13 protein-coding genes are annotated in these 13,967 nt (G+C 61.6%); 7 read left to right on the forward strand and 6 right to left on the reverse strand.

Going from position 1 to position 13,967, the window contains the following annotated elements:
- Positions 1–200 precede the first annotated feature (200 nt).
- Both ACQK2M_RS06440 and ACQK2M_RS06445 read left to right on the forward strand, forming a co-directional pair.
- On the forward strand, positions 201–1,283 hold the full coding sequence (locus tag ACQK2M_RS06440; RefSeq protein ID WP_425417120.1) for an ABC transporter ATP-binding protein: 1,083 nt from the start codon (positions 201–203) through the stop codon (positions 1,281–1,283).
- Positions 1,276–1,992 carry a hypothetical protein gene (locus ACQK2M_RS06445; RefSeq protein WP_425417122.1) on the forward strand — a complete coding sequence of 239 codons (717 nt, stop codon included), beginning with the start codon at positions 1,276–1,278 and terminating at the stop codon, positions 1,990–1,992. Before ACQK2M_RS06440 ends, ACQK2M_RS06445 begins: the two co-directional genes overlap by 8 nt.
- On the opposite strand, the gene ACQK2M_RS06450 is transcribed toward ACQK2M_RS06445, so the two are convergent.
- The 6 genes from ACQK2M_RS06450 to ACQK2M_RS06475 form a co-directional block, all read right to left on the reverse strand.
- Positions 1,989–2,831, reverse strand: coding sequence for a carbohydrate ABC transporter permease (locus tag ACQK2M_RS06450; protein ID WP_223478283.1), 843 nt, complete (start codon positions 2,829–2,831; stop codon positions 1,989–1,991). The two genes, ACQK2M_RS06445 and ACQK2M_RS06450, sit on opposite strands and share 4 nt — an antisense overlap.
- The gene (locus tag ACQK2M_RS06455) at positions 2,828–3,712 is read right to left on the reverse strand and encodes a carbohydrate ABC transporter permease (protein ID WP_223478284.1); all 885 of its coding nucleotides are present in this window, start codon (positions 3,710–3,712) and stop codon (positions 2,828–2,830) included. The genes ACQK2M_RS06450 and ACQK2M_RS06455 overlap by 4 nt, the downstream gene beginning before the upstream one ends.
- A 67-nt stretch (positions 3,713–3,779) precedes the next feature.
- Complete coding sequence (locus ACQK2M_RS06460) at positions 3,780–5,060, reverse strand: extracellular solute-binding protein (protein WP_425417123.1); 1,281 nt, start codon at positions 5,058–5,060, stop codon at positions 3,780–3,782.
- Positions 5,061–5,111: 51 nt separating this feature from the next.
- On the reverse strand, positions 5,112–6,620 hold the full coding sequence (locus tag ACQK2M_RS06465; protein WP_425417125.1) for an alpha-N-arabinofuranosidase: 1,509 nt from the start codon (positions 6,618–6,620) through the stop codon (positions 5,112–5,114).
- Positions 6,621–6,730: 110 nt separating this feature from the next.
- Positions 6,731–7,654 (reverse strand): ArsR/SmtB family transcription factor, encoded by a 924-nt coding sequence (locus ACQK2M_RS06470; protein WP_223478287.1) that lies wholly within the window; start codon positions 7,652–7,654, stop codon positions 6,731–6,733.
- 291 nt (positions 7,655–7,945) lie between these two features.
- Positions 7,946–9,529 (reverse strand): IclR family transcriptional regulator domain-containing protein, encoded by a 1,584-nt coding sequence (locus tag ACQK2M_RS06475; RefSeq protein ID WP_425417128.1) that lies wholly within the window; start codon positions 9,527–9,529, stop codon positions 7,946–7,948.
- A gap of 207 nt (positions 9,530–9,736) precedes the next feature.
- On the opposite strand from ACQK2M_RS06475, the gene ACQK2M_RS06480 reads away from it, so the two are divergent.
- The 5 genes from ACQK2M_RS06480 (at position 9,737) to ACQK2M_RS06500 (ending at position 13,911) form a co-directional block, all read left to right on the forward strand.
- Entirely contained in the window at positions 9,737–10,474 is a 738-nt protein-coding gene (locus ACQK2M_RS06480; RefSeq protein WP_425417129.1) for a ribonuclease activity regulator RraA, read from the forward strand.
- Positions 10,471–10,935, forward strand: coding sequence for a nuclear transport factor 2 family protein (locus ACQK2M_RS06485; RefSeq protein ID WP_425417130.1), 465 nt, complete (start codon positions 10,471–10,473; stop codon positions 10,933–10,935). The genes ACQK2M_RS06480 and ACQK2M_RS06485 overlap by 4 nt, the downstream gene beginning before the upstream one ends.
- Positions 10,935–11,234, forward strand: a complete 300-nt coding sequence (locus ACQK2M_RS06490; protein WP_425417131.1) for a YciI family protein — start codon at positions 10,935–10,937, stop codon at positions 11,232–11,234. The genes ACQK2M_RS06485 and ACQK2M_RS06490 overlap by 1 nt, the downstream gene beginning before the upstream one ends.
- A 102-nt stretch (positions 11,235–11,336) precedes the next feature.
- A complete protein-coding gene (locus ACQK2M_RS06495; RefSeq protein ID WP_425417132.1) occupies positions 11,337–12,860 on the forward strand; it encodes an aldehyde dehydrogenase (NADP(+)) in 1,524 nt (507 codons plus the stop codon).
- Between the two features lie 82 nt (positions 12,861–12,942).
- The gene (locus tag ACQK2M_RS06500; RefSeq protein ID WP_425417133.1) at positions 12,943–13,911 is read left to right on the forward strand and encodes a C4-dicarboxylate TRAP transporter substrate-binding protein; all 969 of its coding nucleotides are present in this window, start codon (positions 12,943–12,945) and stop codon (positions 13,909–13,911) included.
- The last annotated feature ends 56 nt before the right edge of the window (positions 13,912–13,967 follow it).

Genomic DNA, 13,967 nt, shown 5'->3' on the forward strand with positions numbered 1-13,967 from the left:
CACTTTTGCAAGCGGCGGTGTGCCCGCGAGGCAATCTCGTGTTGAAACGCCACAAGCAGGTCGTCTCGCCGATGCGTGACGCCCGTGACCGATGAATTGTTGGTCGCCGAGCCGGAAAGCGGTGTAGTGCGAACAGTTAAATACCTTGACTCTGGATGTGTACCCGAAAAAGTGGTTTCATGATCACTCGGGAGGAGTTCATGGCGAATATCGAATTGGCGAATGTGTCGAAGAGTTTCGGCAGCGTGAAGGTCATCGACGATCTTTCGCTGGTGGTTCATTCGGAGGAGCTTGTCGTTTTTCTCGGTCCTTCGGGGTCGGGGAAGTCCACGCTTTTGAGAATGATCGCGGGTCTCGAGACGATCGACAGCGGCACGCTGACCATTGGCGGAAACAGATGCGAGCAACTTGCGCCGGGGCAGCGCGGCGTCGCCATGGTGTTCCAGAACTACGCGCTCTACCCGCACATGACGGTGCGGGATAACATGGCGTTCGGGCTCCACAATATCGGGATGTCCGGCAGCGAAATCGAGCGCCGGGTCAAGGATGCGGCGCGTATCCTCGAGATGGAGGAACTGCTCGAACGGCGGCCGTCGCAGCTTTCCGGCGGGCAGCGTCAGCGCGTTGCCATCGGCCGCGCCATCGTGAAGGAGCCGAAGGCGTTTCTTTTCGACGAACCGCTGTCCAACCTCGATGCGGCCTTGCGCGTGCGCACCCGGGTCGAACTGGCGGAACTTCATCAGCGCATGAAGGCGACGATGATCTACGTCACCCATGACCAGACCGAGGCCATGACGCTCGCCGACCGTATCGTCGTCCTGAACAACAGGCGGATCGAGCAGATCGGGACGCCGATGGAGGTCTATCTGCGGCCGGCTTCGCGGTTCGTGGCCGGCTTTGTCGGCAGCCCCGGCATGAATTTCCTGAAAGCCGATGTGGCTGCGAGCGACAACACCGTCGCTCGGCTTCCGGACGGCACGGAAGTGCCGCTTCATGTCGATCATCCCGGCTCAGGCGCTTACGAACTCGGCATCCGTCCTGAAGGCATACGCGTGGCAGGTGCCGGCGGCGATCCCGCCACCACCCGCGCCACCGCCGGGGTCGTTGAACGGCTCGGCGAACGGACGCTGATCCATTGCGCCTTGCGGGACGGCAGCGAACTCATCGCGCAGGACAGCGGCAAGTCCGAAGTGGCTCCGGGCGACGACATCGATCTGACCTTCGATCCGTCGGCCGTGCACCTGTTCGATCAGGCAGGCCAAGCCTATCACGCCCATGGGTGAGCGCGGCGATCCGCGCATCGCCCTGGCGTGGGAAAACAACGCCGATCTCTACGAAATTGTCTTTAACGCCAACGGTTTACGTTATTGGCGCGAAGAACGCGCGTTCGTCGCAATGGACCCGCCGCCTCCATACTATTCGGACCTAAGTCTCCTGCCGCGAGCGGATACGAGCGACGCTTTGGACGCCATCCGGACGCGCCTGACGCGGAATCCGGACCCTTTCTCTGTCAAGGACGGCAACAACCGGCTCGATCTGGCCCCGCTCGGCTTCCGTGTCCTGTTCGACGCATCCTGGGTCCGGGCGGATGCCGATGCGATTTCACACGCAGACGAAGGATGGATGCGGATCGAAACGTCGCCCGCCCTCGAGCACTGGGAGACTGCGTGGAACCGCGGCGGATCACCCGCAGACCGGCGTATCTTCGTGCCCGACATCCTGAATGACCCGCGGATCGCCATATTCGGGCGCGCGGACGGCGAGGGCTTCTTGGCCGGGTTCATCGCCAACCGGTCTTCGGACTGCGTTGGCCTCTCAAACCTGTTCGGCCGTCCTGACTCGGAGGTAATTGCCACGGCGGCCGCCTTGTCCTCAGATTTCGGGGACGGACTGCCGGTCGTCAGCTATTCCAGCGGCGATGAACTCACGGCAATGATGCGATACGGATTTCAGGAACTCGGACCGCTCAGGATCTGGATTAAAGACCTCTAACCCTTGATGCCGGCCGATAGCGTGATCGCTTCGGTCACCCTGCGCTGGAACAGAAGATAGGCCAGTGCGACCGGCAAGCCGGCCAGCACAGCGGCGGCCAGTTCGCTCGCGTAGTAGACGCCGAAACTGTCATTCGTCTGCGTGATACCGACCGTGATCGTCATCATGTCGGTCTTGGTGACCGCGAGGAACGGCCATAGGAATGCATTCCATGCCCAGATGAAGGTGACGATCGACAGTGCTGTCGTGACACCCCAATTCATGGGGATGTAAACCTTGAAGAGGATCCGCCATTCGGAAGCGTTGTCCATGATAGCCGCTTCGCGGAAATCATGCGGAACCTGGTCGAAGAACTGCTTGTAGACGATGATCACGACCGGATGGATGAGCTGCGGCAGGATGATACCGGCCCAGGTGTTCAGAAGGCCCATATTCGCCATCAGGACGAAGTGGTTGATGATGAGCACCTGGGTCGGCACCATGAAGCTGGCGAGGATCAGCCACCACAGCGGACGCCTGAGCGGGAAGCGCAGCTGCGAGATTGCGTAGCCCGCGAAGACAGATGTGCCGACGGTCAGAACCGTAACGCCGATCGCGGTGGCGATCGAGTTCACGTACCAGTAACCGATTTGCGTTTGCGTCAGGGCGAATATGTAGTGCTCGAAAGTGAGTGTGTCGGGCCAGAGTTCGATGTAGGACCGTACGACCTCGTCGTCGGGCTTCAGTGAGCTGACGATGCCCCAGTAGATCGGAAACGCCCAGATCATGGCGCAGATCACGGTAATCGCGGTGATCGCCGCGCCGGCGGCGTTGAAACGGCGGGCGTTGGCGGCGTTCATCGGTTGCGGCCCCCGCTTAGCCGCATCAGCTGGAAGTTCAGCACCGACACGATGATGACCATGATGAAAAGCACAACCGCCACGGCAGCGGCGCGGCCGCCCTGGTCGGACTGAAACGCGCGCTGGAAAATATAGTAGACCATGACGAGGTTGTCGTTCGGCCTGCCGCCGGTCGAGAACAGGTAGACCTGGTCGAAGATCTTGAGCTGCACGATCAACTGGATCGTCAGCACCAGCGACGTGACCGGCCAAAGCAGCGGCCATGTCACCTTCCGGAACGTGGTCCAGCGCGTGGCGTTGTCCAGCGACGCGGCCTCGTAGATTTCGCGCGGGATGGCGCGCAGTCCGGCGAGGAACAGCAATACGGAAAAACCGCAGGTCCACCAGACCGTGACAAAGGCGACCGCCGGCATGAACCAGGCTGTCACCTTGAAGATCGGCACCCGGTCCATGCCGAAGAAGTCGAAGAGATGCATCGCAATGCCGAACTGGAAATTCAGCGTCCAGTCCCACAGGCGATAGACCACGGATACGGGCAGGATGTAGGGCAGGAAGAAAAGCGCCAGGACCAGCGCCTGAAGCCGCCCCGACAGCCGCGTCACACCTAGCGAAATGCCGAGCGCCACGACCGTACCCGGGATCACGGTGAGCAGGACGAAATAGGCGGTGTTCCAGAACGCGGTGTCAAAGCGGCGATCGCGCGGCAGTCGTTCGTAATTGTCCAGCCCCACAAAGTCCCCGCCGCCGATCAGTCCGGCGTCGGTGAACGAAAGCAGGAACATCTGCACGGTCGGATAGATGAAGATCAGTGCATAGACCGCGACGAACGGTGCGATCAGCAAATAGGCGACCAGCGCTTCTTTTCCGGGATTGCGGATCAATTTCCTTCCCCTGCGCCGCTAAATGGAAATCCGGGGCGACACGAAGGCCGCCCCGGCCGGGAGTAACCTACTGCATGTCGTTCAGTTCATACTGGATTTCCTCGACCGCCTCGGACGGTTCCATTTCGCCGTTGAGCGTCGGCACGAAATAGGTCGACATGACGTCGAAGATCGGGCCGGCGACTCCGGCAAGCGGCGTCTTCGGGTCGAAGATCATGTTCTCGGTCAGGCTGGAATAAGTGGCGTTCGGTTCCATCGCCTTGTACTCGTCGGACGCCGTGACCGGGCCATAGGCCGGGATGTGTCCGGCGGTTGCCCAGAACAGCGAATTCTTCGAGATCCAGCTCATCACTTCCAGAACCGCCGCCCGTTTCTCGGGCGTCATCTCCTTGCCCTTGTTGGCCGGAATGGCGAAGGCGTGGCTATCGGCATAGGTCGACGCATGGTCGAAGATCACCGGCAGTTCCACCGCGCCCCATTCGAACAGCTTTCCCTGCTCGTGCAGGTCGGTCATCGTCGGAACTTCCCAGACGCCGTTGATCATCATCGCAGCTTCGCCGCTGGTGAACAGCGCCACGGTGGCGGGATAGTCGGTGTAGGTGGATTGCAGGCCGTCATTGGTCCATTCGGCCAACACGCCCAGGGCGTTCTGCAGCTTTTCCTTGTTGTCGCCGGCAAGGAACTCGCCGTCGGTCATCAGTTCGCCGTCCTGCTGGCCCATCAGGGAATAGATGGTACGGAACATGAAGTTGCCGTCGGCTGTCACGCTGCCAAGCGGGAACTTGACGGAACCGGCATCCTTGAGCGCCTGCAATGTCGCGGTGAAGCCTTCGCGGCTATCCATGCCCTTTGGCGTTCCGTCGTCGTTGAGAAGGCCTGCCTCGGCGAGCACGTCCTTGTTGTAGTAGAGAACGATGGGGTGGGTATCGAGCGGCACGGCGTATTGCTTGCCGTCGATCGTCACCGCATTCCAGGTCGCATCGGCATAGTCGTCCTCGGACAGGCCCATCGTGGCCCAATCGTCGGCGGTGATTTCCTGCAGGATACCCTGGTCGACGGCCAGCGGAATGCGGCTGGCATGGTAGGTCATGATGTCCGGCGCCTCTCCCACGGCAGCCGAAGTCTGGACCTTCGAGTAGAACGGAACGCCCCATTCCAGCGTGGTCGCGTCGATGGTGATCTCGCCTTCATGCGCGGCATTGAAATCCGAGATCATCTGTTTCATGCGCACGCCGTCGCCGCCGCCGAGAAAATCCCACCAGACAACGGTTTCCTGCGCCTGCACCGATGTGGTCATCAACGCCGTGGCGACCAGCGCAGTTTTTGCAAAGCTACTGTAGTTGAACATCTGCTTCTTCCTCCCTGGGTGTGCGGCCTCCCAGCCGCGGTAAAGTCTTTCCTAGAGCTGCACCCTGATCATCGAGTAGGAATGCTGCGGTACGGTGACCGCGACCTTGCCGCCGGAGATCGAAGCTCCTCCCTTCGTCTCGGGCTTCACGTTTTCAGGGTTCGCCTCGGTATTCGTCGCTTCGAGATCGTCATGCTTGATCAGCGTGTGCTCGACAGATTTCGCCTCCCCGAAACCTTCGACGGAAATCTCGATATCCATCGGCTCCGCGCCGTTGCGGTTGACGGCGAAGAAGGTCAGCGTTCCGGCATCGCTGTCATGGACGCCGGCGATATCCAGATAGCTGACGCCGCTTGCTATGTCGGCGTCGTAGGACGGGCAGTCCACATCGAGCTGAAGCGCGGTGCCGCGCCCGAAGCGCGAGGCGAAATGGAAGGGATGGTAGATCGTCTGCTTCCATGCGCCGCCGCCGGGCGAGGTCATGATCGGCGCGATGACGTTCACGAGCTGCGCTATACACGCGATACGGACCAGGTCCGAGCGCCGGATGAAAGTGTTGAGGATGCAGCCGACCTGCAGCACGTCCTCGAAATTGTAGATGTCCTCCAGAAGCGCCGGGGCATGGGGCCATCCCCATTCCTTCATTCGTTTCGCGTCGTTCTTGCGCTCGTGGTACCAGACATTCCATTCGTCGAAGGAAATCTTGACGTCATGCTTGGCGCGCCGCTTCGCCTTGACGTAATCGATGACGCCGCCGACCGTACCGATATAGCGGTCGAGTTTCTCCGGCAGGGCGAGATACTCCGCCGTGTTTTTCTCGTAGTTCTCGAAATACATGTGCAGGGAGATGAAATCGACCTGATCGTAGGTGCTTTCCAGTACGGTCGCTTCCCACTGCGGATAGGTGGCCATGTCCGAATGCGAGGAGCCGCAGACAATCAGGTCCAGCTTGTCATCGAACGCACGCAGCGCCTTGGCCGTCTCGTTGGCGAGGTGGCCGTATTCGGCGGCGCTCTTGTGTCCGACCTGCCAGGGGCCGTCCATCTCGTTGCCGAGGCACCAGAGCCTGACATCCCACGGATCTGCCCGGCCGTTCTTCTTTCGAAGGTCGGACCAGTAGCTGCCGCCGGGATGGTTGACGTACTCGACGAAGTTGCGGGCGTCATCCAGCCCGCGCGAACCGAGATTGACGGCCAGCATCATCTCGGTGTTGGCGGCTTTCGCCCATTCGGCGAATTCGTGAATGCCGACCTGGTTCGATTCCGACGTATGCCACGCCAGGTCCAGCCGGGTCGGGCGTTCGTCTTTTGGCCCGATGCCGTCTTCCCAGTTGTAAGCGGAGACGAAATTGCCGCCCGGATAGCGGCAGATGGGTGTGTCCAGTTCACGAACGAGGTCGATGACGTCGCGGCGCATGCCGTTTTCGTCGGCTGTCGGGTGATCGGGTTCGTAGATACCGGTGTAGACCGCGCGCCCCAGATGTTCGAGGAACGATCCATAGAGGCGGTTGTCGATATCCGCGATCACATAGCGCGCGTGCGCCGTGACGTGTGCCTCCACGCCGCTCCTCCCATATTTAAAACACAAGATCCGGTTTGTACCGGTTATTGCGTTAGAGTAAGCGTGAGGAGCGGGGCTTAGTCAAGCCCAATTTCGAGGGGTTCACCCCCTCAGGTGGTGATGCGCAGCACGATATCCTGGTCGTAATTGCCGAAGCCCTTGCCGAAAATGTTCATCCCTCCGGGATGTTCGGCGTCTTCCTTCACGCCGATCCGCATGCGTATGGATCGGTGATGGTCGATCTGCAGATCGTCGAGCGTCACGTCGGAAATCTGAACGCCGTCGATGAAGCTGCCGCTGCCGTTGATCCGCCAGTTCTTCAGCTTCCCATACTGCGATCCCGCGAGCTTCCACCAACTGGGCGTGTGAACGCCGCGCTTGTCTCCGAAGTCGCCCGGTGACGTCCACGTCCCGATTTCGACGCCGTTGACCTGCAGGAATATGTCCGAGGGCCAGTCGGCCGCCGTGCCCGGCACCTCCGAACTCAGCTCCATGGAGAATTCCAGCGCTGTCGGCTTCGTGCGGTTGAGCTTGGTGTTGTTCGGGAACTGGTACTCGACGTAACCTCTGGTGAACCACAGCAAACCGGCCTTCATGCGATCCGGCTCGAGGAAGGTGTTGGGCACGTCGAGCAGTCCGATGACGCCTTCCGCCGAGCACAGTCCGCACGGTGCCGTCACCTCGCAGGTCGTATAGAGGCCAAGCGGCATGGAGACTTCGATCGAGCCATCTCCCGCCTCCTTGAGGTCGTCGTGAAAGCCCACCAGGATCTCCGAAAAGGCCGTCCGGCAAACCTTCTGGCTGCCTTTGCGCGCCTTTCGGCTCTCCGTCGTCACGAGGCCCACATCTTCCAGCACCTGGAGATTGGAGGAAACCGTCGATTGCGGAAGCCCCAGCCGCTCGGCGATCTGGTTGACGTTCTTTTCCTCGCCGTCCCGAAGGAGCTTGAGAATGGAAATGCGAACCTCGCTGGCGAGTCCCCGTATGAGGTCGGGCCGCTCCGATGGATCGACTACAAGGACGTTGCCGCTCATGTCTGGTCCGTGTGATTGATGGAAAATGTTGGATATCAGCATATCTGATATAAATAAAGTGCCGATGGTGAGTCGATCTGTGGCTCAATTTCCTCGCGTCACGCCATCTCGTTGCGAAGATCTGCTCGATCCGCGGTTCTCGCCGTGTCGCCGCCTGATTGCTCAAGCGCAAGCTTGGACTACAGAGCCTGATCGCAGTCTAACGCCTCTGTCAGTTAAGGCGCGCGATCCAGCAGAAGCCATCTGGCTTTCGGAGCGGGCGCTCTGGTTACCGGCGCATCCACTGGCTACCTAGCGGACGTGGACCTGCAGGAGGTGTCCGGAAAGCGGTGCGGTGGTCAGGTCGTCCTGTGTGAGCTCGTAGCGCGACGAGGTGACGAACAGCGTGCGGTTGTCCTCTCCTCCGCAAGCGATGCCCGTCGGATGCCGCACCGGCAGGGGCAGCGAGGCCTCGATCTCGCCGACCTCGTCCAGTTGCACCACGTTCCAGCCGTCTTTCAAGGCGAGCCACAGTCGCCCCATGCCATCGACGGAAAGGTCCACGGGCTGGCCGGCGGCGCGTGGGATTTCTGCAAAGCGCCGCAGGCGTCGCGTTGGCAGGTGCAGATGATAGATCGTGCCGGTGTCTTCCAGGCAGAGATATATTTCTTCGTCGTTCAACACGGCAATCCCCGCGATGGGACCGGGAACCTCGATATGATCGCCGAACTGGCCGCTCGCCTCGATCCTGGCAAGCGCGGATTGCCGCGCCGGCGATGACAGTCCGGCCCAGAGGGCATTACCGACCGTGGCGCTCGCTGTCACTCTCGTTTCGGTAACGGCTTGGCTGCGGGAGAGGTCCAGGAAATCGATCCTGTCAGGGAAAAAGACCACCGTGCCCCAGTGAGGATGAACGCTGACCGCCCGGATCGGGTCTGCAAAGCCGGCCAGTTCCCTGGTCGTTTCGCCGTGCGTTTCGAAGAGTGCCGGAGCGAAGCGGTCCGCCCAGACCAGTCTCCCGCCTGTTGCGTCCCAGTGCGGAGAAATGCCGTGAAACGCGGGCGTGGAGGTGAGGGCCTGATGTCCGTCAACCAGATCTGTCCGCGCGGTGCGGGCATTGAATATCTCCGAGACCTGTTGGGCGACGGCGGCAACCTCCTTGCCCAGAAACTCGGCGCGTTCCATCGTCATGCGAAAGGTCGGTCCGGCAACGGAGATCGCGGCGACGGGAGCGCCATTCTTGTCGAGGATCGGCGCGCCGACGCAACGGGTTCCCATCAGGATTTCCTCGTCGTCGATGGCGAAGCCGCGATTACGGATGCGGGCAAGTTCAAGCTTGAGGAGTGTGGCGTCCGTGATGGTTTTTTCGGTCATTCGCTCGAGCGGTGAGGGGAGCAAACGCGCCCGCTGATCGTTCTGCATATAGGCGAGAATCGATTTGCCCTGGCTGGTGCAATGCAGCGGCTTGACCGCGCCGGGCTGTGTAGCAGAGCGTTGCGGATGCGCGCCCTCCGACCGTGCGATCGAAAGAACGCCGCCTTCACGCATGACGGCCAGATAGGCCGTTTCGCCGGAAAGGTCGCGCAGCCGGCGCAATTCCGTCGCCGCGAGGATTGGCAGATCCGAGCTCGCCCACACATTCATCGCCATTTCGACGATCTGGTATCCGAGTGAGTAGCGATGTCGGTGGCCGTCCGAACGCACCAGTCCGCGCGCCGAGAGTGCTGCGAGGATGCGATAAAGCGTCGGCTTCGGGATGCCTGTGAGTTCGGCCAGTTCGGCGCTCTCGATATCGCCGGGCCGGCCGGCGATCATTTCCAGGACATCGATTGCCTTGGTGAGCAGTCCGGTTCCGGCAGGCGTTCTTGCCGGCGGATGGAAGATCTTGTCGTTCACCTTATCCTCCCACAAAATGTATTACATTATGATATTGCGCATAAATTATTCCGGCATCAATGCACTCGAAATTGAGTTCATATCACATCATGATACAAAATGATTTCACTCTGTTTGCCTCCAAATGACCTCGCGGTTACGAGTCCTCCGAAACGCGAGCAGATGCCGAGGATCCGCTCGCCGCAATAGTAGCAGGAGGAGCAAGCGGTGCAGCCGGCGATCGACATTTCCAGGGATACGTTGGAAAAACTCAAGAAATGCAGCCAGGGCACCCTGACCACCCAGCTTTTCAAGCGCGGCTTTCGGCAGCAATTCCTGGTTGGATTGTCGCCGCTCAATCGCGACGCGGGCGCCTTTGCGGGTGAGGCTTTCACGCTTCGGTTTATTCCGAGCCGCGAAGACAAGGACTGGAGCCTCGAGGACCTGAAGGTTCGCGGTGAGGACAACCTGCAATGGGAGGCGGTCGAGGCCATCGACGAGGGGCAGGTCATGATGATCGACAGCCGCAACGATCCCTCGGCTGCGTCGGCCGGAAACATGTTGATCACCCGCATGATGCGCAAGGGCGTCGCGGCGGCCGTCACGGATGGCGCTTTCCGCGATGGCGCCGAGATCGGCACGATGCCCTTTCCCGCCTATTGCCGCCTCAATACCGCGACGACGCGACCTGCCTATCACCGGGCAATCGCCATGCAGGAGCCGATCGGCTGTGGCGGTGTCGCCGTCTATCCGGGCGATATCGTTGTCGGAGACGCCGATGGCGTCACCGTGATCCCGCGCGCGCTGGCAGCGGAGATCGCCGAGGACAGCTACGAGCAGGAGCGGCGGGAGCGTTTCATCTTCACCAAGATCGATGCTGGTGCTTCGCTTTTCGGCACGTATCCCGCCGGTCCGGAAACGCTGGAGGAATACAAGGCCTGGCTGGCCGAGGGGAACGACCTGTGACTGCGGAGGCTGCCAAGGCGGAGGCGCTGATCCGCCATTATTTCGACATGTGCAATGCGGCCGATCTCCAGGGGTTGATCGAATGCTTCACGCCGGACGCCGTTCACTACTTCCCGCCCGGTCTGCCCGGCGCGCCCTGGCGAGGCGCGAAGGCGATTGCCGAGGGGTGGGTCTGGTGCGTGGAAACGCTGGGCAGCAAATGGACCATCGAAAAGGTGTTGTGCACGGCCGACGGGCGTGAAGGGGTGATCGAGTGGACCCATTGGAAAACCGCGATCGGTGAAGTGCTGCGCGGTGACGAGTGGTACGTGTTCAATGACGACATATCCCGCATCGTGGAGATCCGGGCCTATTACGCCAGTCCGGTGGACAAGAGCGCACCGGTCAACAAACTCCAAGAGTTCGACTACGAAAAGCGCGGCTATCATCTTTCTCCCCCGCTCGTGAAGGGGAGGGCGTGATGGATTTTGCCCTGATCTGTCGCGATGCGCCCGGCCGACAGGCCCAACGCATGGCCGCCCGGGCCGAGCACATGGCCGGCCTGAAGGACGAGAAGCGGGCGGGCACGATTGTCGATGGCGGCGCGATTCTGGACAGCGACGGCGAAATGGCCGGGTCTGTCGTCCTGTGCCGCTTTCCTGACCGGGCTGCGCTGGACGCCTATCTGGAGCGTGAGGTCTACAGCCGCGAGGGCATTTGGGGCGATGTCGAGGTCCTTCAGATGCGCTTCGTCGACTGGGGGAGCCTGATGGATGCATGACATGCGCAACAACCGGGCTCGAACGTCCGGGAGAGTCTACGGCGTTCTGCGACAGCGATCGGTACCGGCTTTCGGGGCGGGGCGGTCCGCGGGGGTATGACAATGATTGACGCGCTTCATGGCCGGAACCTGATCAAAGGAGAGTGGGTTGCCACTGACCGGACGTTCATGTCGAACCCGGCCAGCGGGCCAGCGCATCAGGTCTTTGCCGGCAATGCCGGGCTGGTCGATCGGGCCGCACAGGCTGCGGAAGAGGCGTTCTGGTCCTATGGTTTCAGCCGGCGCGAGGACCGTGCGGCGTTCCTGCAAGCGATCGCCAACGAAATCGAGGCGCGCATCGAGCCGATCACACGGATTGGCTCGCAGGAAACCGGTCTTCCCATTGTCCGTCTGCAATCCGAATGCGGGCGCACCGCAAATCAATTGAGGCTGTTTGCCCGGCACATCGTGGACGGCGCGTATCTGGACCGCCGGGTCGATCCGGCGCTTCCCGATCGCCAGCCGGCCCCCCGGCCTGAAATCCGAATGATGCAGCGCCCCGTCGGACCGGTCGCAGTCTTTGGCGCCTCGAACTTTCCGCTCGCCTTCTCCACGGCGGGAGGCGATACGGCAGCCGCGCTGGCGGCGGGCTGTCCGGTGCTGGTCAAGGGGCATCCCGCGCATCCGGGGACGGGCGAAATCGTGGCCGAGGCCATTCTGGCAGCAATCAAGGCGCGGGGCATTGCGCCCGGTGTCTTCAGCCTGATCCAGGGAGATGACCGCAGCGTCGGCGAGGCGCTTGTGCTGCATCCGCTCGTCAAGGCCGTGGGTTTCACCGGTTCGCTGGCGGGTGGTCGTGCGCTTTTTGACCTTTGCGCCTCGCGCGCCGAACCCATTCCCTTCTTCGGCGAACTTGGATCGGTCAATCCGGTTTTCGTGCTGCCGGCCGCGCTCGATGCGCGGGCGGAAGAGATGGGCCGGGGCTGGGCGGCGTCGCTCGCCATGGGCGCGGGGCAGTTTTGCACCAAGCCAGGCATTGCCTTCGTGCCCGCCGGCGATGCCGGTGATGTCTTCGTGGCCGCTGCGGCCGACGCGCTTGCCGCCGTCTCACCGCAGGCCATGTTGACGGACGGAATCGTTGCGGCCTTCTGCGCGGGCAAGCAGGCTTTCGACGACTCCGATGTCATTCGCAAGGTGGTGGCGAACAACGTTCAGGGACGGGCCGCCGGGGCCAGCCTCTACGAGATTTCGGGCGATGCATTCGGCGCGGACGATACGCTCGCTGAAGAGATATTCGGTCCGATCGGTCTCGTGGTTCGCGTGGCGCGCCCGGAGGCAATGCTGCCCCTGGCGCATTGTTTGAGCGGACAGTTGACCGCGACTCTCCAGATCGATGACGGCGACAGGCCGCTGGCGGGCCGGTTGCTACCGGTTCTGGAGCGAAAGGCGGGGCGCATGCTCGTCAACGGCTATCCGACCGGGGTCGAGGTCGTGGACTCGATGATCCATGGTGGCCCTTATCCCGCTTCAACGAATTTCGGCGCGACGTCGGTCGGCACTCTGTCGATCCGTCGCTTCCTTAGGCCGGTCGCATATCAAAACGTTCCGCTTGATCTGCTTCCGGAAGACCTGGCTGCATTCTCATGACGGCCGGAACTCCCACGCATTGCGGAAAATTCATCGCCGAAGGGGTTGAGCCACGGCGTACCATCCAGAAGAGGAGGAAAACATGAAACATTTTGTGCTTGCAACCGCGCTCGCGGTCTCTGTGGTGGCGGGACCTGCCATGGCCGCCGACGTCATCCTGCGGATCGGTTCCGTTCAGGCCGAGAGCGATCCGATCATCAAAGGCTTCAATATCTTCAAGGATATCCTGGCCGAAAAAACGGAAGGTCGGATCGAGGTCAAGGTGTATCCGAACGGTCAGCTCGGCGACACGCAGGAACTGATGGACCAGGCGCTGGCCGGTGCCGACGTGGCGGCCTTCACCGATCCCAACCTGCTTGCGGCCTTCACGCCGGAGCTTGGTATCATCGGCGCGCCTTATGTTTTCGCGAGTTACGATGAGGCTGATCGTTTTACCTCGTCGGCAACGTTCGACGAATGGGCCGAGCAGCTGCGCCAGGATAGTGGTTTCGTCACGCTGGCCTTCAACTGGTATCAGGGTCCGCGTAACCTGATGACCAACAAGCCGATCAATGCCAGGGCCGATATGGAAGGTGTCCGTCTGCGCACGCCGGGCGCGCCGGTCTGGGTGGCCGCCGGTCGGGCCCTCGGTGGTGTTCCGACGCCGCTCGCCTGGTCCGAGATTTACTCGGCACTGCAATTGGGCGCGATCGATGCCGTGGAGTCGCAGCCGGCCGGCGCAGTCGGTTCGCGCTTCTACGAGGTGACCAAGTACCTGACGAAAACGGAGCACATTCAGCTGATCACCGGAATCGTTGTGGGCGACGCCTGGTGGAGCCGGCTCAGCGCGGAGGATCACGCAATCGTCGCCGATGCAGCCAAGGAAGCCGGACGGCAGATGTCTGCCATGACCATTGCCCAGATGGATTCGGACTATGCCTTCATGGAAGAGAAGGGCATGACGATCTCCGACATCGACAAGACCGAATTCCGCGCTGCGGCGGAAGCGGAGATCGAGGGGCTTGGCCTGTCTGACGCTCTTGCCGCCGTCCAGGCGGAATTGAACCAGTGACATCATGCCCGCTCCCCGGCTGGGTGGCCGGGGAGCGGGGCTTCTTGAGGGGAGGA

This window comes from Oricola indica (assembly GCF_965227485.1).
Classification (GTDB): Bacteria; Pseudomonadota; Alphaproteobacteria; order Rhizobiales; family Rhizobiaceae; genus Oricola; species Oricola indica.